Here is a 20,770-nt window from a genome sequence, read left to right as displayed (position 1 = left end):
TCGATGCAACGGCTTCGTGTAACGCCTCGCAAAAACTGGCAGGTGGAGGTCGAGCGCCTCGGCTTCGCCTATCACACGCTCAACGGGGAAACCTATTGGGACGAGAGCGTCGCCTATTCCTTCTCGCTGAAAGAGATCGAGAACGACATCGAGGCGCCGACCAGCGAGATCGAAGGGCTATGCTTCGCCTTCGTCGAGCGCGCTCTCAAGGATGAGGAAATCCTGCGCCGGCTCGCGATTCCCGAGCCACAATGGACGCTGATCCGCGATAGCTGGCAGCGTGGTGACCGCAATCTCTATGGTCGACTAGACCTCGCCTATGACGGCAAAGGGCCAGCCAAGCTGCTGGAGTACAACGCCGATACGCCGACCTCCCTGTTCGAGGCGGCCGTCGTGCAATGGGACTGGCTCGAGCAGGCGATGGCGCAGGGCCTGATCTCGCGCGGCTGTGACCAGTTCAATTCGCTGCACGAACGCCTGATCGCGGCTTTCGGGGGAGCTTCGCAATCCGAAGCCGGAGCGCATGCACTTCACCTGCGTGCAGGGCAGCTTCGAGGACAGGGGCACGGTCGACTATCTGATCGATTGCGCGAGCCAGGCCGGGATCGACGCCCGCTTCACCTTCGTCGAGGAGATGGGCCTGCTCGCCGATGGGCGCTTCTGCGACGGCGCCAGCCTGCCGATCGAGCTGCTGTTCAAGCTCTATCCCTGGGAATGGCTGTTCCGCGAGCAATACGCCTCGGCGCTCGCTGGCTCGCGCTGTCAGTTCGTCGAGCCGCCCTGGAAGGCACTGATATCGAGCAAGGGGCTCCTGCCGTATCTCTGGGAGATGGCGCCGGGCCATCCCAATCTGCTGCCGGCCTATTTCGAGGACGACCCGCGCTGTTCGGAACTCGGAGCGAACCATGTCCGCAAGCCGCTTTACTCGCGCGAAGGCGCCAATGTGACGCTGGTCGAGGGCGGGGCGGTCCGGGACAGCGATGACGGACCCTATGGTGCCGAGGGTTTCATCTTGCAGGCGACCGCCATGCTGCCGAATCTCGACGGCAATTATCCGGTGCTCGGCTCCTGGCTCGTCGCTTCGCAGCCTTGCGGTCTCGGCATCCGTGAGGATACGACTCCGATCACCAAAAACACCTCGCGCTTCGTGCCGCATTTCATCGAGCCGTAGTGCTGCCAGCTTACGGTTTGCCCATGCCTGAAACGACCCAAGCGCGCGGCCTTGATCATCTCGTCATCGGCGTCGCCGATCTCGATACCGCCGGCACTTTCTATGAGCGGCTCGGCTTCCGTGTCGGCGCACGCAACCGCCATCCCTGGGGCACCGAGAACCGGATCGTCCAGTTCCCCGGCGCCTTCCTCGAATTGATCACGATCGGCGACGTAACCCTGATCCCGCCGCACGCCCCCCGGCATTTCTCCTTCGGAGCCTTCGTGCGTGACGCGCTGGCGCGCGGTGAGGGCATGTCGATGCTGGCGCTGGAGAGCCGGGACGCGGTCGGCGATGCGAATGGCTTCCGCGCCGCCGGCATCGGCGACTTCGAGCCCTTCTTCTTCGAGCGGCAGGCGCGCCGGCCGGATGGCAGCGAAGTCCGCGTTGCGTTCTCGCTCGCGTTTGCAGAGAATCAGGCGGCCTCAGACTGCGGTTTCTTCGTTTGCCAGCAGCACGAGCCGCAGAATTTCTGGAACCCGGCCTTCCAGCAGCACGAGAACGGCGCGAGCGGGCTTTCCGCCGTGTTCATGGTGACAGAGGAACCGGCCGCGCAGGTCAGCCTCCTCGGCTCCTTCTCGGGAGCAGAGAGCTTTGGGACGCCGGAGGGTGGCCTGCGCCTGCCGCTGCCGCGCGGGCGCCTGGAGGTGCTGACGCCCGAGGCGGCTGCCGCAACGCTCGATGGCGACAGCGGACGGACGCGGCCCTATTTCGCCGGCTTCGCGGTCACCGTGCCGAATCTCGAGCCTATCCGTGCTCGGCTTGTCGGAGGCGACGTGGCGCATCATCGGGACGGTGCGCGCCTCGTCGTTTCGGCGGATGCCGCCTTCGGCTGCGTCATCGCCTTCGAGCAGGGCTGAGCGCCAGAGACGGCTGGCACAGCTTAAGCCATGCAGTCGCCGGCGAACCCGGATCAGCGCCGGCCCGGCCGCCCCCTGCGACCCCAGGCCCGCGCTCTGGCGACCCGCATGCGCCACCAGCCGCCGGCTCGGCGGCGGTGGGTCAACCGACCGACCAGCAGCGAATAGTCTGCGCTGGTTTCGGCCAATGCCTGCTCAAGATCGAGCGGAAGAGCACCGGCCTGCACGGAGGTCGGCGTGGCAGCAAATGTCAGCCCTCCGGCCGAAAGACCGATCAGACCCAGAAGAAACCCGCGACGTTGCATGACATTCTCCTCGTTGGAATGGCGAGGAGAATGCAAGAGGCCGTCGGGCCCGTCGTCCGTTAAACCAATGAGCGGCGAGCCACTAGCGACCAGGCGGCTCGGCACCGGCATGCGCCGGTCCATCCGGCAGGTTCGCCAGCAGACCGAGCAGGGCGCGGTCGTGCAGCACGACCATGCGCTCTTTTGATTTCAACCAGATCACCGCATCGCCAACGGTCTCGGCGTCGATCAGCTTGGCCTGCGCCACGGCGCGGTCGGGCTCGATCTCCCCGCGGCGGCGCGGTTGGACCTGGGGTAGCATCGCTTCGTGGGTCGCACGCAGCATTGGGTCGGCATGGAGGGCGGCAAGCCCGTCGGAGTCATCGTGCCCAGCTTGCGCGAATTCGGCCTGGAGCGCATTGGCCCGCGTCGCGATCGCCGGCGGGTCGCCTTCCTCCGGCGTGATCAGGAGACCGCGCCGCTTCAGCCAGAGGCCGAGCGCAAGGTTGCCGGACGCCCATGAGAGCGGAATCGCCAGGAGCAGGCCGACGATGGTGGGGGACATCCAGGCGAACAGCGAGGTCGCGATCATGAAGGCCGAGAGGCCGGCGACCAGGCCGAGCAGCGTATGGGTGCGATGCCGGCGGACGATGTCCTTGTACGGGATCGAGCCGTCGTCGCGCCGCTGCGGGTTCCAGCCGGTGTCGCGCCCGACCAGGATCTGGAAGACCGAGCCGGACTGGATCACCATCATGATCGGCGCGAAGAAGGCCGAGAACAGGATCTCGAGTAAAGCCGAGAGCGTGAGGCGGATGCCGCCGCCGCAGGCGCGCCGGAGCTTGCCGTCAAACAGCGTCAGCAGAAGGCCAAACAGTTTTGGCGCCAGCAGGATCGCCATGGTCAGCCCGAACAGGTTGAGCGCGCGCTCGGGGTCGAAGCGCGGCCAGATCGGGAAGAGCCTGAACTCCTCGGTGAAGTACTCCGGCCGGGCGTAATTGACCTGCAGCACGATCAGGATGCCGACCACCAGCTGCATCAGCCAGAAGGGCGAGGCGAGATAGGCCATCATGCCGGTGGCAAAGTGCTGGCGGGTCGCCGTCACCAGACCCTTGGCGCCGATGATGCGCGAATGCTGCAGATTGCCCTGGCACCAGCGCCGGTCGCGGGTGGCGATGTCGATCAGCGAGGGCGGACTCTCCTCATAGGAACCCGTCAGGTCAGGCAGCATGTAGACCGACCAACCGGCCCTGCGCATCAGCGCAGCCTCGACGAAGTCGTGGCTGAGGACATGGCCGCCGAAGGGCGGCTTGCCCTTGAGATCGGGCAGGCCACAGTGATCGGCGAAGGCCTTCGTCCGGATGATCGCGTTGTGGCCCCAGTAATTGCCGTCGCGGCCGGACCAGATCGCGAGCCCGGTCGCGATCACCGGACCGTAGACGCGCGCTGCGAACTGCTGCAGCCGCGCGAAGAAGGTGTTGCGGTTGATGATCAGCGGCAGCGACTGGATGATGCCGGCGTCGGGATCGGCCTCCATCGCGGCGGCGAGACGCACGACGCAGGTGCCGGTCATCAGGCTGTCGGCGTCGAGCACGACCATATGCTCGTAATGCCCGCCCCAGCGCGTGACGAAATCGGCGATGTTGCCGGCCTTGCGATGATGGTTCTTCGGTCGGTGCCGGTAGTAGATGCGGGCATCCGATCCGAGCCGCTGGCGCAAGGCCAGGAAGGCGCGCTCCTCCGCCACCCAGATGTCGGGATTGGTGGTGTCGGAGACGATGAAATAGTCGAAATGGGCGCCGAGCCCTGTCGCCTCGATCGATTCGCGGATCGCAGCCACTGCAGCGAAGGTCCGTGCCGTCGATTCGTTGTAGATCGGCATGACCACGACGGTCTTCTGCGTCAGCGTCTCGGCGCGGGGGCTCTTCATAAGACGCAGGAGCAGGGCGGAGAAACCGAGGACGGCGCTGGTGAAGGCGAGCGCGATCCAGGAGAAATTCACCGTGAAGAGGACGAGCAACACGTACTGCAGGAAGGTCGTGCGGCTGACCGACACGACATGGTACATTTCCCAGGCACCATAGGCAGTCACCAACCAGGCGCCGCCGAAGACGAAGGCTCGCGCCAGCCAGGGCGTGCGCCAGGCGTTCGGCGCTGCAGGCTTGCGGGCTTCGGAGGCCTTCCAGCTGCGGAAGGACTGCACCGGCATCTCCAACCGGTTCTCGGGCGGTGTCGCCTCGACCGGCGCCGGGCAACTGGTCATGGGCTCGGTATCGCCCCGACGGGCAAGTGCGTCCACGGTCACCAGGTCCACCGGTTCAACAAGGTTTCCGAAGCCGGCTGGCCGCCGGCATCGAGCACAAGACGCAGCTCCGAGAGCGTTTCGCTGCCTGGATCGACTTCGAAGGCGACGCGCATGGTTCGGCGCTCCGGATAAGGCCAGAGACGCAGGTTCTGGATCGTGCCTGGAGTCGCCGTGACATTGGCGCGGATCGCGGCGACGAGTGCCGGGTCGCCTAGCTTGTCGCCGCTGAAATCGACGAGAAACCGGCGCCGGCGCGCCTGCGAGCCGCGGCCTTGCCTGATACGGGTCGCTATGGCGAGCGGCGGCCGCTCCGGCGGCTGCCAGCACCAGGCCTGGCGATAGGCGATCGTAGTCTCGCTGCCGGCGGCGATCGGCTGGCGCGGCCGCCAATAGCTGATGATGTTGTCGTTGAGCTCGGACTCGCTTGGAATCTCGATGAGCTGCACCGAGCCCGGCCCCCACTCGCCGAGCGGCTCCATCCAGACGCTTGGTCGGAGCTCGAAGCGCTGATCGTCGTCGACAAAGGCGTTCGGGTCGCGCTCGCGCTGGACCAGGCCGAAGCCGCGCGGGTTGGAGTCCTGGAAGGAGGAGACCTGCAGGTTGGCGGGATTGCTGACGGGCCGGTAGATCCATTCGCCGTTGCCGGTGAACATCTGGACGCCAGAAACTTCGTGGACTGCTGGCCGCAGATCATCGAAGCCGCGCCGGCTTTGCGGACCGGACAGGTAAGTGCCCATCACGCAGCCGAAGCCGACATGGTCGAGATTTGCACGGGCGAACAGCGTCATCTCGACATCGACCAAGGTGATGTCGCCAGGCCGCAATGTCATCCGCACCGCGCCGGTGACGCTTTCGGAATCGAGTAGCGCATGGATGATCAGCACGCCGGCCGCCGGGCTCGGCCGCTCGATCCAGTAGGCGCGGAAGAACGGGATCTCCTCGCCACGCTGTTCGCCCGGCCGCAGGATCAGGGCACGAGCCATCGCGCCGAAATTCTGGCCACGCGCCAGCGAACGGAAGAAGGTGGCGCCCTGGAAGAGCGCGAGCTCGTAAGGGCGCTCGAGCCCGGCCGAGACCCGGAAGCCCGAGAACTGCAGGTCCGCGCCCGCGGGTGGTGGGGCCACCCGGCCATAATTGAACTTGCCGGGATCGAAGGCGACGCGTCTGACGACATCGTCCTCGACCGTGAACAGGCTGACCGGTGAGGAGAAAACGTAGCCGCGATGAAGCGGCTCGACGGTGAAGCCACGATTCTCGCCGGCCCAGATCATGCCGGAGGGCTGTGCCCGGATGCCGACATACTGATCGAAGGGCAGGGTGGCGTAGCCTTCCGGCAAATCGGTCGCGAGAAGCGGCACCATCGGCCGGCGCGAGAGCACGCGGGCGGCCTCGACCACGAGAGCGGGATCGAAGCGCTGTCCCTCGGCGATCACCGACTGCACCAGCCCGGCCCAACTCGTCGGGGCTTGGGCCGCCGCAGTGCCGACGGCAAACCGCTGCGCGATGGCGCCGGTCGCAGCGAGGCTCAAAAATCGACGGCGATTCAAGGATTTCGACATCAGGTCCAACTTGGGCCGGCAAAGCTCTGCCGCCATGCGCTTCTAGAGCATTTCGCGCCGGGCTGAAAAGCGTGGCGCAAGGCCAAAGGCGAAAAAAGGGACGCCTTGCATGCAGGAATGCCATGCCGAAAACGAAGCCGCGCCAAATGGTCCGCTCAGAACCGGTGTGACGGCGCATCGTCCGCTGGATTTTGCCAAATCCGCTCGCTATCGGCTATCCACCGCCGGTACGGCATTCGCCTGCGCCCGGGACGACAGCCGGTCGTGGCCGCGTTTCCTCTCGAAGAGCATGTGACAGGACGATCATGACGGAAATGCAGCCCGCCCGGACCTGTCTCGCCATCGTGTTGGCGGCGGGTGAGGGGACCCGGATGAAATCGGCGCGGCCCAAGGTGCTGCACGAGGTGGCCGGCCGCTCGTTGCTCGGTCACGCTTTGGCCGCCGTTACGGCTGCCGGCGCCGACGCGCTCGCCGTCGTGATTGGACCCGATCGGCCCGATGTCGCGGCCGAGGTGAAGAAGCACGCCCCGCATGCCGCCGTCTTTATCCAGACCGAGCGCAAGGGCACGGCACATGCGGTGCTCGCGGCCCGCGACAGTCTGACGGGCAACCATGACGACGTCCTGGTCGCTTTCGCCGACACGCCGCTGGTGCGACCCGAGACGTTCTCCGACCTGCGCCAGCCCTTGCGTGCCGGCGTCGCCGTTGTCGCCCTCGGCTTCGAGGCGCGCGATCCGACCGGCTATGGCCGCTTCGTGACGCAGGCTGGCGAGCTGCAGGCAATCGTCGAGCACAAGGATGCCGACGAGGCGACGCGCGCCATCACGCTCTGCAATGCCGGCCTGATGGCGCTCGATGGCAGGCAGGCGCTCTCAATCCTTGACGCGATCGGCAGCGACAATGCGCAGAACGAATTTTATCTGACCGATGCCGTCGCGGTGGCGCGTGCGCAGGGCTTGAAGGCCGTTGCCAGGGTCGCGCCGGAGGCCGAAGTGCAGGGCGTCAACGATCGCGCCCAGCTGGCAGCGGTCGAAGCCGACTTCCAGCGCCGCAAGCGGTTGGAGGTGATGCTGGCCGGCGCCACGCTGTTCGCGCCCGAGACAGTCTTCTTCAGTCACGACACCGTCGTTGGCCGCGATGTCGTGATCGAGCCCAATGTCGTCTTCGGCAAGGGCGTCAGGATCGCGGACAATGCCGTCATCCACGCCTTCTCGCATCTTGAGGGGGCGAGTGTCGGGCCGAGCGCCTCGATCGGCCCCTATGCCCGCCTGCGGCCGGGCGCGGAGCTGGCGAAGGGCGCCAGGGTCGGCAACTTCGTCGAGATCAAGGCGGCAACGATCGGCGAGGGCGCCAAGATCAACCACCTGACCTATATCGGCGATGCCGAGATCGGCGCGAACGCCAATATCGGTGCCGGCACGATCACCTGCAATTACGACGGCTTCTTCAAGGCGAAGACGATCGTCGGGGAGGGCGCCTTCATTGGCTCAAACTCCGCGCTGGTTGCTCCCGTTACGATCGGCGCCGGCGCCTACATCGGCTCGGGCTCGGTCATCACCCGCGACGTCAAGCCGGATGCGCTCGCGGTCGCGCGCGGCCGGCAGATGGAGCGTGAGGGCTGGGCGGCGGCGTTCAGAGCGGCGGCTCAGGCCAGAAAAAGCCAGGCAATAGGCGATTTGCGGGGCATTTCGTTCACAGTTCGACATTCAACGTGATTTCGCATTAGCCGCAGTGGGCATTATGGCGATGCACATCGATATCAACGGATGAGGCACGCGCATGTGCGGGATCGTGGGCATTCTCGGCAAGCAGGCCGTCGCCGGCCAGGTCGTCGAGGCGCTGCGGCGGCTCGAATACCGCGGCTATGATTCAGCCGGCGTCGCGACGCTCGAAGGCGGCAAGCTCAGCCGCCGCCGCGCCGAGGGCAAGCTCAAGAATCTCGAAGTGCGCCTTTCCAACGAGCCGCTCGAGGGCCTGATCGGCATCGGCCACACGCGCTGGGCGACGCATGGCAAGCCGACCGAGACTAACGCCCATCCGCACGCCACCGAGAAGCTCGCGGTGGTCCATAACGGCATCATCGAGAACTTTCGCGAGCTCAAGGCCGAGCTCGAGGCGGACGGCCATGTCTTTTCGAGCGAAACCGACACCGAAGTCATCGCCCATCTGGTGACCCGCGAGCTCGACCGCGGCAAGGATCCGGTCGCGGCGGTCGGAGCGGCACTGCCGCATCTGCGCGGCGCCTTTGCGCTCGCCTTCCTGTTCGAAGGGCAGGAGGATCTGCTGATCGGCGCCCGCAAGGGCTCGCCGCTGGCGGTCGGCATCGGCGACGGCGAGATGTATCTCGGCTCGGACGCGCTGGCATTGGCGCCTTTCACGAACCTGATCGCCTATCTCGACGAGGGCGACTGGGTTGTGCTGAACCGCAAGGGCGCGACCTTCTACGACGCGGATGGCCAGCAGGTCGATCGCCGCGCCCAGCGCGTCGCCGCCGGCGCCTTCCTGGTCGAGAAGGGCAATTACCACCACTTCATGGCCAAGGAGATCCATGAGCAGCCGGAGGTCGTCGGTCACACGCTGACGCATTATGTCGACATGGCGAACGGCAAGACGCGCTTGCCCTTCGAAGTGCCTTTCGACTGGAAGAGCCTGTCGCGCCTCTCCGTTTCGGCTTGCGGTACCGCCTATTATGCCGGCCTCACCGCCAAGTACTGGTTCGAGAAGCTGGCGCGCCTGCCGGTCGAGATCGATGTGGCCTCGGAGTTTCGCTACCGCGAGGCGCCGCTGCCGGCGAACGGGCTTGCGCTCTTCGTCTCGCAATCGGGCGAGACGGCCGACACGCTCGCCTGCCTGCGCTATGCCCGCCAGGAAGGCCAGCACATCATGTCGGTCGTCAACGTGCCGACCTCGACGATCGCGCGCGAGAGCGATGTCGTTGCCCCGACGCTGGCCGGTCCCGAGATTGGCGTCGCCTCGACCAAGGCCTTCACCTGCCAATTGACCGCGCTCGCCGGCCTCGCCATCGCCGCCGCCCGCGCTCGCGGCACACTCTCGGCCGAGCAGGAAGCGCGCTACGTTCAGGAGTTGATCGCGCTGCCAGGTCTGATGGCCCAGGCGCTGACGCTCGAACCCGAGATCGAGAAGCTCGCCCGCAAGCTCTCCAGGGCACGCGACGTGCTCTATCTCGGCCGCGGCACCGCCTTCCCGCTAGCGCTGGAAGGCGCGCTGAAGCTCAAGGAAATCAGCTATATCCACGCCGAAGGTTATCCGGCGGGCGAGCTCAAGCACGGCCCGATCGCGCTGATCGACGAGGACATGCCGGTCATCGTCATCGCCCCGCACGATGCGCTCTTCGAGAAGACCGCTTCGAACATGCAGGAGGTTGCGGCGCGTGGCGGGCGGATCATCCTGATCACCGACGCCAAGGGCGCGGCGGAAGCGGGGATCGTGCCTGAAGCGACCATCATCATGCCGGAGATGGACCCGCTGTTCGCGCCGATTGTCTACGCAGTGCCGATCCAGATGATCGCCTACCAGACGGCGGTCTTCATGGGCAAGGACGTCGACCAGCCGCGCAATCTGGCGAAATCCGTCACCGTCGAGTGATCTCGTCCTCGGGCGGCTCCGGCCGGCTCGCGACATAGGTGGCGGCCGCGATCAGGCCGGCGCCGCTCAGCCAGAGCGCGATCGGCGGCGCGTCGGTCGCCGCCACGATGATAAAACTGAGCAGCATCGAGCCGCAGGCGACGTATTTCGCCCTGCGGGCGATTGCGCCCGTTTCCCGCCAGCGCACGACCTGCGGTCCCAGCCGGGGATGATTGACCAGCCAGCTTTCGAAGCGCGGCGAGGAGCGCGAGAAGCACCAGGCGGCCGCAATCAGGAAGACCGTGCCGGGCATGACCGGCAGGATCAGCCCGATGATGCCGAGAACCGTGCAGAGCCAGCCGGCGGCAAGGTAGAGCGGCCGGTGCCAGCGGCGCTGTGGTCTGGAAGGTTCGGACACGAAACTCGTCGATCCCGGCGAATCGGGGGTGGCCAGCGCCGCGCGCTCGGCTATCGTCTGATAGTGCGGCGCAATGTAGCCGAGCCGCAAGAGTGATGGAGTCCTGGATCGCCGATGAACGCCCGCACGCCCGATCCGCGCCTCGTCGTTCAGACGGATCTGCTGCGGCCGACCTTCGGCACCAGGCTCAGGCGCTATTTCCTGACCGGGCTCGTACTCGCAGCACCGCTTGCCATCACCGCCTCGGTGACCTGGTGGTTCATCAATCTGGTCGACGGCTTGGTGAAGCCGCTGGTGCCGGCCCAATTCTGGCCCGAAAACCATTTGCCGTTCCCGCTGCCGGGCTTCGGGTTGATCATCGCCCTGATCGGCTTGACGGTGATCGGGTTCTTCGCCGCGAACCTGGTCGGACGCACGCTGATCGGCGCCGGGGAGTCGATCCTTGACCGCATGCCGGTGGTGCGAGGCTTGTACAAGGGCGTAAAGCAGGTCTTCGAGACGATCTTCTCCCAATCCGGCACCTCGTTCCGCAAGGTCGGGATGGTGCAGTTCCCGCAGCCGGGGATGTGGTCGATCGTCTTCATCGCGCAGGAGGCGGCGCCGGATATCGCCGGCAAGCTGCCCGATGGCGAGGAACAGATCGGCGTTTTCCTGCCCTGTACTCCAAATCCGACCACGGGCTTCTTCTTCTACCTCCCTCGCAAGGAGGTGATCGAGCTTTCAATCTCGGTCGAGGATGGGGCCAAGCTGATCATGTCCGCCGGGCTGATCCAGCCCGGCGAGGCAGCATCGCGCAGCGGCGTCGAGGCGGGCAAATAGCTCAGCCCTTCAGCGGCACCCAGATCTCGACGATGCCATTGCCGGTCGCCCCGTCGAAGCGCTGGTCCATGCGCTCGAGCGTCACGCCCATGGCCGGCTCGCGGCCCGATTTCGGCAGCCAGTCGCGCCAGATCGCCTCATAGGTCTGCTTGATGCCGGTGATGTGGCCGCTGTGCTCGAAGACCGCGCAGCGCTGCTCGGGCACGCTCAGTCGCGCGAACTCGTCGGGCAGTTCGCTGAACGACGCAACCTCGGCGCCAGCGATGTAGTCGAAGGCGCCGACGTCGTCGCAATTATAGCTCGCGCCATAAGCGACATAGCCCTTCTGGCCGGGGATATGGCCGAAATGCGGAACGATCCTCTGCCACAGCAGCGGGATGCCTTGCGTATTGTCGACCGAGAAATGACCGCTGAAGCCGGCGATCAGCATGGGCTTGCCGGTGACGATACGCGGCTCGGCGAGGGGAGTGCGGTTTGCAGCGTGCATGGATAGAGGCTCCACGAGAGCAAGGGATGAGAGGTCGCGCCTTGAACGCAGCTCTTCCGGCGTGAGGCCGAACTGCTCGCGGAAGGCGCGGGTGAAGGCCTCGTGAGAGCCATAGCCCCAGTCGAGCGCGACCTGGAGGATGTCGGGCGCCCCAGCAGCCAGCTGGCGCGCCGCTTCCGAGAGCCGGCGCTCGCGAACATAGCGCATCACCGAACGGCCGGTCGCCACGCCGAAGGCGCGGCTGAGATGGAAGCGCGAGACGCCGCTGACCTCCGCGATCTCGTCGAGCGAGAGCTCGGAGGCGAAGCGGCTCTCGATGCACCAGAGGGCTTTCTTGATTGGGTCCATGGGCTCACTCACGAAACGCCGGCACCATGGCGGAGGCGAGGCGGGTCCGCTTGATCGGGATTGCTGCCGCTTACGATCGCGAGGCCTTGACGACATCGAGGAAGGCCCGCAGCGCCGGCGGCACGGCTCGGTGTCCGGGATAATAGACCGCGATCCGTTCGGGAGCGGGCGTCCACGTGGTGAGAACTTGGCGCAGGTGCCCGCGCGCCAGGGCGATCTCGGCTGCCGGGCTGGCGACATAGGCGATTCCCAAGTCCTTGATCGCGGCATCCACCATCAGTTCCTCGTCGTCGAGGATGATCGAGCCGGCTGCCTCGATCGTCAGCGCCTGTCCGGCCCGCTCGAACTCCCAGCGATAGAGCTTGCCGTTGGGGACGCGGTGGCCGATGCAGCGATGGCGCGCCAGTTCGTCGGGTGTGGCCGGCTCGCCGAAACGTTCGAGATAGGCCGGTGACGCCACGCAGATGAAGCTGACCTCGCCGGCGAACGGCACGGCGATCATGTCCTTCGGAATCGAGTCGACAAGGCGCACGCCGGCATCGAAACCGGCCGATACGATGTCGATCAGCTTCCCCTCGACGACGAGATCGATGATCACATCGGGAAAGCGCTCCGCCATGACATGAAGAACGTCGCGGACGAGAAGCGAAGCCCCCAGTCGCGGTGCATTGATCCGGACGGTTCCGGCGAGACTGCCGCGAAAGGTGGCGATGCTGTCGAGCGCCTCATCCAGCGTGGCAAGCGCCGGCTGAAGCCGGCCGAGCAGTTCGAAGCCCGCTTCGGTCGGCGAGACGCTGCGCGTCGTGCGGTTGAGCAGTCGCACGCCCATACGCTCCTCGAGGGCGCGCATCGCATGGCTCAAGGTCGAGGGCGCCGTGCCGAGCTCATCCGCTGCGCGGCGGAAGCTGCGACGCGTCGCGACGGTGACAAAGGCTGTGAGGTCGTTGAGGGATGGACGGATCATTGCTGGTCAATCTGCATCAGCCTGTGCCGATTTCAACGGCTAATCCGAACAGTGCCTCCGCTCTATCTCCGGTCTGCAAGAACGAAACAGCGCGGCCTCGTCCGCCTGCATTTCGAAAACCCGAGACAGGAGCCAACATGTCCAAACGTGACGCGATTTTCCCCGCCAACCGCCACGCGCTCTACGACGTTCATCAATATTCGGCCGCCATCCGCTCCGGCGACCTGCTCTTCATCTCGGGGCAGGTCGGCAGCCGCGAGGACGGTTCGTCCGAACCGGTGTTCGAGGACCAGGTCCGGCGCGCCTTCGCCAATCTGCGTGCCGTGCTGGCGGCAGCAGGCGCCAGCTTCGATGACGTGATCGACGTCATCTCCTTCCACACTGATCCGCAGACGCAATTCGAGAAGATGATGGCGATCCGGGCCGAAGAGATCGGTGAGCCGCCCTATCCGAGTTGGACCGCCGTCGGCGTGACCTGGCTCGCCGGCTTCGACTTCGAGCTCAAGGTGATCGCCCGCATCCCGTCCGCAGCGGCCTAAAACGCTCCGGAGGCGCAGGGCTGAACGTCGCCTCAGCCGGCCCGCAGCAGACGGATCGCGACGTCGCGCTCGAACAGATAGAGCAATGTCCTGACCGCCTGCCCACGCTCCGTCTCCAGATGCGGGTCGCGCTCGATCAGGAGGCGGGCATCGTCGCGCGCCGCCGCGAGCAGATCACCGTCGATCTCCGGCCTGGCGATGCGCCAGTCCGGAGAGCCGGATTGCTTGGTGCCGAGCACCTCGCCTTCACCGCGCAGGCGCAAATCCTCCTCGGCGATGCGGAAACCGTCCTCGGTCTCGCGCATGATGCTGAGACGCGCTTCCGCCACTGGCCCGAGCGGGCCCTTGTAGAGCAGGAGGCAGGTCGAGGCGGCAGAACCCCGCCCGATTCGCCCACGCAACTGGTGGAGCTGGGCGAGGCCGAAGCGCTCGGCATGCTCGATCACCATGACTGATGCATTGGGTACGTCGACGCCGACCTCGATCACCGTGGTCGAAACCAGCAGGCGCGTCTGGCCGCCGGAGAAGGCGGCCATCGCCGCGTCCTTGTCGCGCCCCGGCATCTGGCCGTGCAGTAGCCCGACCTTGTCGCCGAACTCTTCCTGCAGTGCCTCGAAGCGCTGTTGCGCGGCCGCAACGTCGAGCGTGTCGGATTCCTGCACCAGCGGGCAGACCCAGTAGACCTGCGCACCGGCACCGATCGCGCGGCCGACCGCGCCGACGACTTCATCATGGCGCTCGGAGGAAATCGCTTTGGTGGCGATCGGCTTGCGGCCGGCCGGCTTCTCGGCGAGGACCGAAATGTCCATGTCGCCGAACCAGGTCAGCGACAGCGTGCGCGGGATCGGCGTCGCCGTCATCACCAGGATGTCGACCGCTTCGCCCTTGGCACCGAGCAGCAGGCGCTGATGCACGCCGAAACGGTGCTGCTCGTCGACGACGGCGAGCGCCAGGTCACGGAAGGCGACACCCTCCTGGAACAAAGCGTGGGTGCCGACCGCGATGTCGATCTCGCCATTCACCAAGCCTTCCAGCACCTGCCGGCGGCCGGCGCCCTTCTCTCGGCCGGTCAGCAAGGCGAGCTTAAGCCCGGCCTTGTCCGCCAAGGGAGCCAGTCGCTCGGCGTGCTGGCGGGCGAGGATCTCGGTCGGCGCCATCAGCACCGATTGCCGCCTGGCCTCGGCGGCGGCGGCCATCGCCATCAGCGCGACGACGGTCTTGCCGGAGCCGACATCACCCTGGAGCAGGCGCAGCATGCGCTCCGGTTTTTCCATGTCGTCATGAATGTCGGCGATCGCCTTGCGCTGCCCTTCGGTCAGCGTGAAGGGCAGGGTGGTCTCGATGGCTCGGCGCAAGACGCCGTCACCGGCCGTGGCACGACCGGCTGATTTCTTCTGCTGGCGGCGGACGAGGGCAAGCGCGATCTGGCTCGCCAGCAATTCGTCATAGGCGATGCGCCGGCGCGCGACCGTGTCGCCCTGCGCAGCCTTGAGGTCGACAGGGTGGTGGAGAGCATGAATGGCATCGCGGAAGGGCGCGAAGTCGTTGCGCGCAAGGAATGCGCCGTCCTGCCATTCCGGCAGCTCCGGGCAGCGCTCGGCAGCGCCTGCGGCGATGCGCGCCATGACGCGCCCGCCAATGCCCTCGGTCAGCCCGTAGACCGGCTCGACCGAGGGCATGGTCGCGGCGAGCTTGGGGTCGAGGATGCGGTCGGGGTGCACCATCTGGCGCATGCCGTCCCAGAGTTCGAGCTTGCCCGAGATGATACGGTAGGCGCCGACCGGCAGGGTCTGCAGGAGATGGCGGACATCGGCGTGGAAGAAGACCAGCGTCACGTCGCCGGTCTCATCTTCGACGATGATGCGATAGGGCGCCTTGGCCTTGGTCGGCGGGGCAGGGCGATGCTCGGTCACGCGGGCTGAGAAGGTCGCGATCTCACCGATCGGCGCCTCGATGATGCTCTCGCTCGGCCGCCGGTCGATCGCGCCGGTCGGCAGATGGAAGAGCAGATCGATGACGCGGGTGGCATGCGTCTCGTCGCCCAGCAGCTTGTCGAGCGCCTTGGCGAGCTTGGGGCCGACACCGGAAAGGGCTGTGGCCGGGGCGAAGAGCGGATCGAGAGCGGAGGGGCGCAATGGGCTCACGGCATGTCAGGAGTGCGGAGCCTGCGGCACGAATACCGCTGACTTCGCGATGGGGCATAGCTATATCGCTAAACAGCCAGATAGCTATCCGAGGCAGGCTCCGCGACGGGGCCGGCCCTATTTTCATTTTGCGAGGCCGATGATGAGTGGCTCGACCCGTAGCAGCGAAGGTCTCGACCCGCGCCGGCGCAAGATCCTGTTCCGCGCCTGGCATCGCGGCATGCGCGAGACCGATCTGATCATGGGCCGCTTCGCCGATGCGCAGATCGGCGCGCTGAGCGAGGCCGAGCTCGACGAGTTCGAACGGCTGATCGAGGTGCTCGACCGCGACCTGCTGAGCTGGATCACCGGCGAGGCGCAGGTGCCGTCGAACTACGACAGCGACGTGTTCCGGCGGCTGAAGGCGTTTCACCAGCACGACAAGCCGATCCACGTTTGAGCTGCCGTCATGGTCGGGCCAGGCCCGACCATCTCGGAAACCAGCGCTCTCTGGTCCTGAGTTTCTCAGGACAAGCCCGAGAATGACGCCTTGAGATTGATTGCCCGATGAGCATTCCGCCTCCCGCCCAGATCGCCAAGCCGCAGCTCGAGCGCGTTCTCGATGCGCTGAATCGTGGCGACAAGCCGACGCTCGCCGGCGTTCCCGACGGCTTCGACGCGGTCATCCTCGCCGACCTCACCCGCGCCCGCGCGAAGAAGTCGGAAGGGCCGGCGCTGATCGTCTTCGTCGCCCGCGACGGCCAGCGCCTGCAGGTGCTGGAGAACGCGCTGCAGTTCGTCGCGCCCGATCTCGAGGTGATGAGCTTCCCGGCCTGGGATTGCCAGCCCTATGACCGCGTCTCGCCGGCGCCGTCGATCGTCGCGCATCGGATGACGACGCTGTCACGGCTCGCCCGGACCAAGTCCGGCGACAAGCCGCGCCTGCTGCTGACCACGGTCAATGCCGCGCTCCAGCGCGTGCCGGGCTTCGGCAAGGTCGCCTCCGAGAGTTTCTCGGCCGCGCCGGGCAACATGGTCGATACCGAGGAGCTGGCGCGCTGGCTCGACATCAACGGTTACATGCGCACCTCGACGGTGCGCGAGACGGGCGAGTTCGCCGTGCGCGGCGGGATCGTCGATCTCTTCCCGCCGGGCATGCCGGCGCCGATCCGGCTCGATTTCTTCGGCGATACGCTGGAATCGATCCGGACCTTCGATCCGGAGACGCAGCGCACGACCGGGCAATTGCGCGGGCTCGACCTCGTGCCGATGTCCGAAGCGCAGATGACCAGCGACAGCATTCGCCGCTTCCGCCAGTCCTATATCGCGACCTTCGGCACGCCTGGCCGCGACGACACGCTTTATGAAGCGGTGAGCGAGGGCAGGCGCCCGGCCGGGCTGGAGCATTGGCTGCCGCTGCTGGCGGAAAAGCTCGACACGCTCTTCACCTATCTGCCCGATGTCCCGATCGTGCTCGACCATCAGGCCGAGGATGCCGTCGGCGAACGCATCAGCCTGATCAAGGACTATTACGACGCCCGCAAGAGCGCGCTCGGCCAGCCTTCGCCCGGCTCGATACCCTACAAGCCGCTGCCACCGGAGGCGCTCTATCTCTCGCCGGCCGACTGGCGCGGCATCATCGGCGAGGCCGGCGTCGCCTCGCTGACGCCGTTCCAGCTGCCGGAGAGCGAAGGCAAGCTCGTCGTCGATCTCGCCGGCAAGCAGGGCCGCAGCTTCGCGGCCGAGCGTGCCGACAATGCCGGCAGCGTCTTCGATGCTGCGGTTGCGCATGTGAAAGCATTGGAGGCGGACGGACGCCGCGTCATCCTCGCCGCCTGGTCGGAGGGCTCGCGCGAGCGCCTTGCCCATGTGTTGGCCGATCACGGGCTCAAGACCGTGCAGATGACCGGCTCATTGCGAGCTGCGTTCGATCTCAAGCCCGGCACGACTGCCCTCGCTGTCTGGGGCTTCGAGACCGGTTTCGAGGCCGGCAAGCTCGCCGTCATCGGCGAGCAGGACATTTTGGGCGACCGCCTGGTGCGGCCGCGCCGCAAGACGCGCCGGCCGCAGGACTTCATCAACGAGCTGTCATCGCTGACGCCTGGCGATATCGTCGTCCATGTCGACCACGGTATCGGCCGCTTTGTCGGCCTGCAGACGATCACGGCCGCCGGCGCGCCGCATGACTGTCTCGAAATCCATTATGCCGGCGACGCCAAGCTGTTCCTGCCGGCGGAGAATATCGAGCTGCTCTCGCGCTACGGCTCGGAGGACACCGAGGTCGTGCTCGACCGGCTCGGCGGTGGTGGCTGGCAGGCGCGCAAGGCCAAGCTGAAGCAGCGCATCCGCGAGATGGCAGGCAAGCTGATCCAGATCGCCGCTGCCCGCGCCCTCAAGGAAGCGCCGCGTCTCGTGCCGCAAGACGGGCTCTATGACGAGTTCTGCGCACGCTTCCCCTATGAGGAAACCGAGGACCAGCAGAACACGATTGACGCCGTGCTCGACGATCTCGCGGCCGGCCGCCCGATGGACCGGCTGGTCTGCGGCGATGTCGGCTTCGGCAAGACGGAAGTTGCTCTGCGTGCCGCCTTCACGACTGCGCTCGCCGGCAAGCAGGTTGCGGTCGTCGTGCCGACGACGCTGCTGGCGCGCCAGCACTATCGCAATTTCGCCGAGCGCTTCGCCGGTCTGCCGGTCAAGGTCGGCCAGGCCTCGCGCTTCGTCTCGGCGCCAGACCTCAAGGCGGTGAAGCAGGGCATTTCCGACGGCACCATGGACATCACCGTTGGCACCCATGCGTTGCTGGGCAAGGGCATCGATTTCAAGGATCTCGGCCTCGTCATCGTCGACGAGGAGCAGCATTTCGGCGTCGCCCACAAGGAGCGGCTGAAGGAGATGCGCGCCGAGGTCCACATGCTGACGCTGACCGCGACGCCGATCCCACGCACGCTCCAGCTCGCCATGACCGGCGTGCGCGAGCTCTCGATCATCGCGACGCCGCCGGTCGATCGCCTTGCCGTGCGCACCTTCGTCACGCCGTTCGATCCGTTGATCGTGCGCGAGGCGCTGCTGCGCGAGCGCTATCGGGGAGGGCGCTCGTTTTATGTCGTGCCGCGCATCGAGGACATCGCCGAGGTCAAGGACTTCCTCGACAAGCAGGTGCCGGAGGCCAAGGTCGGCATCGCCCATGGCCAGATGGCGGCAGGCACGCTGGAAGACGTGATGACCGCCTTCTACGAGGGCCAGTACGACATCCTGCTTTCGACCACGATCGTCGAATCCGGGCTCGACATTCCGACCGCCAACACGCTGATCGTGCATCGCGCCGACATGTTCGGCCTGGCGCAGCTCTATCAGCTGCGCGGACGCGTCGGCCGCTCGAAGGTCCGTGCCTATGCGCTCTTCACCGTGCCGGCCAATCGCAAGCTGACCGACCAGGCCGACAAGCGCCTGAAGGTGCTGCAGTCGCTCGATACGCTGGGGGCTGGTTTCCAGCTCGCCAGCCACGACCTCGACATCAGAGGCGCCGGCAACCTGCTCGGCGACGAGCAGTCCGGCCATATCAAGGAGGTCGGCTACGAACTCTACCAGCAGATGCTGGAGGAGGCGGTGGCGGCGCTCAAGGCCGGCATCGAGATCGAGAGCGATGCGCAGTGGTCGCCGACGATCCAGATCGGTGCGCCGGTGATGATCCCCGAGCACTATATCGGCGACCTGACGCTGCGGCTGACGCTCTACAAGCGCCTCTCGACCATGGACGACGACGGCGAGCTGCAGTCCTTCGGTGCCGAGCTGGTGGACCGCTTCGGCCCACTGCCGGAGGAGGTGAAGCAGCTCCTCGAGATCGTCGCGATCAAGGCTTTGTGCAAGCGCGCCAATGTCGAGAAGGTCGAGGCTGGGCCGAAGGGCATCATCGTCGCCTTCCGCGACAACGAGTTCGCCAATCCGGAGGGGCTCGTCTCCTACGTCGCGAAGATCGGCACGCTGGCCAAGGTCCGCCCCGACATGCGCGTCGTCTTCATCGACGATCTGGAGAGCGCCGAGCAGCGGCTGACGGGCACGCGCAGGCTTCTGACGGATCTGGCGCGCATCGCCGAGCGGAAGAAGGCAGCGTAGGCCGGGCAAGCCGTCATTCTCGGGCAAAGCGCAGCGCAGACCCGAGAATCTCAGGACAAGAAGACGCCCCTTCCAGCCTGAGATGCTCGGGTCAAGCCCGAGCATGACGATGAGGCTCAGTCCGGATTGCGTCGCCTGACCTCGACACGTTCCGGCGCGTGCGTAACGACATCGACGATGGCGAGATCAGGCCGGTCGAGCTGCGGCAGACCGTCATCCTCACCGGCACGGCGGGTGACGACGAGGCTGGCCAGCGCCTTGTGGCCGCCGAGCTTCGAGCGCGCCAAAGCTGGCTCCATCGCCGCGGGAATGACGAGATGGACCGGGCGTCCGCCTTCCAGGCAGGCGCGCAGGTCGTCGAGCACGAACAGGCCGAGCGGCAGCAGCTCGACGCCGGTCAGGAGCGCGATCCCAGGGCCGGTCGCGAGCGCGGCAAGGTCGCCCCCGACCAGGGTGGTGATCAGCCGCGACGAGGTGAGCGGTTTCAGAACCCGCGAGATTTCGAGCGCCTTGACCAACACCTCCTTCTCGCTGACGGCATACGGGCCGGCGAGGCTGTGGCCATCGACGACCCGGATCGGCGCACGCACGGCAGCTGGCGCCAGCGTCGTCGGCGTGGCGCCATGACCGAGCAGCGGATCGAGCGCCGCGACGCCATCCGGCACGCGCGCCCCGAAGCCACCGATGAAGCGCATGCCGAAGGAGCGCGCCGCAACATCGCGCAGCAAATGCAGGGGCTGCAGATCGCCGATCCTGGGCACGCCGAGCGCCATCACCGCGCCGGCGCGCTCGATGATCGGAAGCAGCTCAGCCTCCTTGGCATGGGCCGGCAGGAGCATCGGAGACAGGCCTGCCCGCAGGCTTGCGAGAATCGAGATCAAGGCCTCTGGACCGAGCGGCGCCAGGATCGCAACGCAGGCGCCGGGCTGGGGCCTGGCCAGCAGCAGCAGATTGGCAAGCCGATCGACGCGACTGTCGAGCTCGGCGAAGCCGAAGGCGTTGGGCGCAAAATCGCTCCAGTCGCGCCGGCCCGGCGGATCGCGAAAGGCCGGCTCATAGCCGCGGCGGGCGGCAAGCGCCTTGAGCAGGCTGTCGAAATCGAGCCCCTCGACCAGCGCGCCGATGGAGATTTCGTCAGAGCCCATCCGCATCGGCC

Annotated in this window: 15 protein-coding genes and 1 pseudogene; 8 read left to right on the top strand and 8 right to left on the bottom strand. The window is 66.5% G+C overall.

The annotated features are described in order from the left end of the window. Positions 1–3 precede the first annotated feature (3 nt). Together QO058_RS31325 and QO058_RS01735 are read left to right on the top strand one after the other, a co-directional pair. A pseudogene (locus tag QO058_RS31325) lies at positions 4–1,171 on the top strand (glutathionylspermidine synthase family protein). Positions 1,172–1,194: 23 nt separating this feature from the next. Continuing rightward, complete coding sequence (locus QO058_RS01735) at positions 1,195–2,070, top strand: VOC family protein (protein WP_284170027.1); 876 nt, start codon at positions 1,195–1,197, stop codon at positions 2,068–2,070. A gap of 53 nt (positions 2,071–2,123) precedes the next feature. Here the strand turns inward: QO058_RS01735 and QO058_RS01730 are convergent, their stop codons facing one another. From QO058_RS01730 to QO058_RS01720, 3 genes are read right to left on the bottom strand one after another with little or no spacing between them, the layout of a single operon-like run. Then, positions 2,124–2,486 carry a hypothetical protein gene (locus QO058_RS01730; RefSeq protein ID WP_284170026.1) on the bottom strand — a complete coding sequence of 121 codons (363 nt, stop codon included), beginning with the start codon at positions 2,484–2,486 and terminating at the stop codon, positions 2,124–2,126. Continuing rightward, the gene (gene mdoH, locus QO058_RS01725; protein WP_284170025.1) at positions 2,458–4,614 is read right to left on the bottom strand and encodes a glucans biosynthesis glucosyltransferase MdoH; all 2,157 of its coding nucleotides are present in this window, start codon (positions 4,612–4,614) and stop codon (positions 2,458–2,460) included. Before mdoH ends, QO058_RS01730 begins: the two co-directional genes overlap by 29 nt. A 38-nt stretch (positions 4,615–4,652) precedes the next feature. Continuing rightward, positions 4,653–6,215, bottom strand: coding sequence for an OpgD/OpgG family glucan biosynthesis protein (locus QO058_RS01720; RefSeq protein ID WP_284170024.1), 1,563 nt, complete (start codon positions 6,213–6,215; stop codon positions 4,653–4,655). 314 nt (positions 6,216–6,529) lie between these two features. On the opposite strand from QO058_RS01720, the gene glmU reads away from it, so the two are divergent. Further along, positions 6,530–7,930 (top strand): bifunctional UDP-N-acetylglucosamine diphosphorylase/glucosamine-1-phosphate N-acetyltransferase GlmU, encoded by a 1,401-nt coding sequence (gene glmU / locus QO058_RS01715; protein WP_284173072.1) that lies wholly within the window; start codon positions 6,530–6,532, stop codon positions 7,928–7,930. A 64-nt stretch (positions 7,931–7,994) separates the two neighbouring features. After that, complete coding sequence (glmS, locus tag QO058_RS01710) at positions 7,995–9,821, top strand: glutamine--fructose-6-phosphate transaminase (isomerizing) (protein ID WP_284170023.1); 1,827 nt, start codon at positions 7,995–7,997, stop codon at positions 9,819–9,821. Here glmS and QO058_RS01705 read toward each other — a convergent pair. After that, positions 9,808–10,218, bottom strand: a complete 411-nt coding sequence (locus QO058_RS01705) for a YbaN family protein (RefSeq protein ID WP_284170022.1) — start codon at positions 10,216–10,218, stop codon at positions 9,808–9,810. The two genes, glmS and QO058_RS01705, sit on opposite strands and share 14 nt — an antisense overlap. 114 nt (positions 10,219–10,332) lie before the next feature. Between QO058_RS01705 and QO058_RS01700 the strand changes: the two genes are divergently transcribed. Next, positions 10,333–11,037 carry a DUF502 domain-containing protein gene (locus QO058_RS01700; RefSeq protein ID WP_284170021.1) on the top strand — a complete coding sequence of 235 codons (705 nt, stop codon included), beginning with the start codon at positions 10,333–10,335 and terminating at the stop codon, positions 11,035–11,037. Position 11,038: 1 nt separating this feature from the next. Here QO058_RS01700 and QO058_RS01695 read toward each other — a convergent pair whose 3' ends face one another. Both QO058_RS01695 and QO058_RS01690 read right to left on the bottom strand, forming a co-directional pair. Beyond that, positions 11,039–11,872, bottom strand: coding sequence for an AraC family transcriptional regulator (locus tag QO058_RS01695; protein WP_284170020.1), 834 nt, complete (start codon positions 11,870–11,872; stop codon positions 11,039–11,041). 70 nt (positions 11,873–11,942) lie between these two features. After that, positions 11,943–12,836 carry a LysR family transcriptional regulator gene (locus QO058_RS01690; protein ID WP_284170019.1) on the bottom strand — a complete coding sequence of 298 codons (894 nt, stop codon included), beginning with the start codon at positions 12,834–12,836 and terminating at the stop codon, positions 11,943–11,945. A 137-nt stretch (positions 12,837–12,973) separates the two neighbouring features. Between QO058_RS01690 and QO058_RS01685 the strand changes: the two genes are divergently transcribed. Next, positions 12,974–13,375, top strand: a complete 402-nt coding sequence (locus QO058_RS01685) for a RidA family protein (protein ID WP_284170018.1) — start codon at positions 12,974–12,976, stop codon at positions 13,373–13,375. A gap of 32 nt (positions 13,376–13,407) precedes the next feature. Here QO058_RS01685 and recG read toward each other — a convergent pair whose 3' ends face one another. Beyond that, on the bottom strand, positions 13,408–15,510 hold the full coding sequence (gene recG / locus QO058_RS01680; RefSeq protein WP_432212089.1) for an ATP-dependent DNA helicase RecG: 2,103 nt from the start codon (positions 15,508–15,510) through the stop codon (positions 13,408–13,410). Between the two features lie 151 nt (positions 15,511–15,661). On the opposite strand from recG, the gene QO058_RS01675 reads away from it, so the two are divergent. Next, a complete protein-coding gene (locus QO058_RS01675) occupies positions 15,662–15,958 on the top strand; it encodes an FAD assembly factor SdhE (RefSeq protein WP_284170016.1) in 297 nt (98 codons plus the stop codon). A gap of 107 nt (positions 15,959–16,065) precedes the next feature. Beyond that, on the top strand, positions 16,066–19,614 hold the full coding sequence (gene mfd / locus QO058_RS01670; RefSeq protein ID WP_284170015.1) for a transcription-repair coupling factor: 3,549 nt from the start codon (positions 16,066–16,068) through the stop codon (positions 19,612–19,614). Between the two features lie 116 nt (positions 19,615–19,730). On the opposite strand, the gene QO058_RS01665 is transcribed toward mfd, so the two are convergent. After that, the gene (locus QO058_RS01665) at positions 19,731–20,759 is read right to left on the bottom strand and encodes an AMP-binding protein (RefSeq protein ID WP_284170014.1); all 1,029 of its coding nucleotides are present in this window, start codon (positions 20,757–20,759) and stop codon (positions 19,731–19,733) included. Positions 20,760–20,770 lie beyond the last annotated feature (11 nt).

It is taken from the genome of Bosea vestrisii, from assembly GCF_030144325.1.
Classification (GTDB): Bacteria; Pseudomonadota; Alphaproteobacteria; order Rhizobiales; family Beijerinckiaceae; genus Allobosea; species Allobosea vestrisii_A.
Note: the sequence above shows the minus strand (reverse complement) of the source record. Positions and strands in the feature narration are given on the sequence as shown.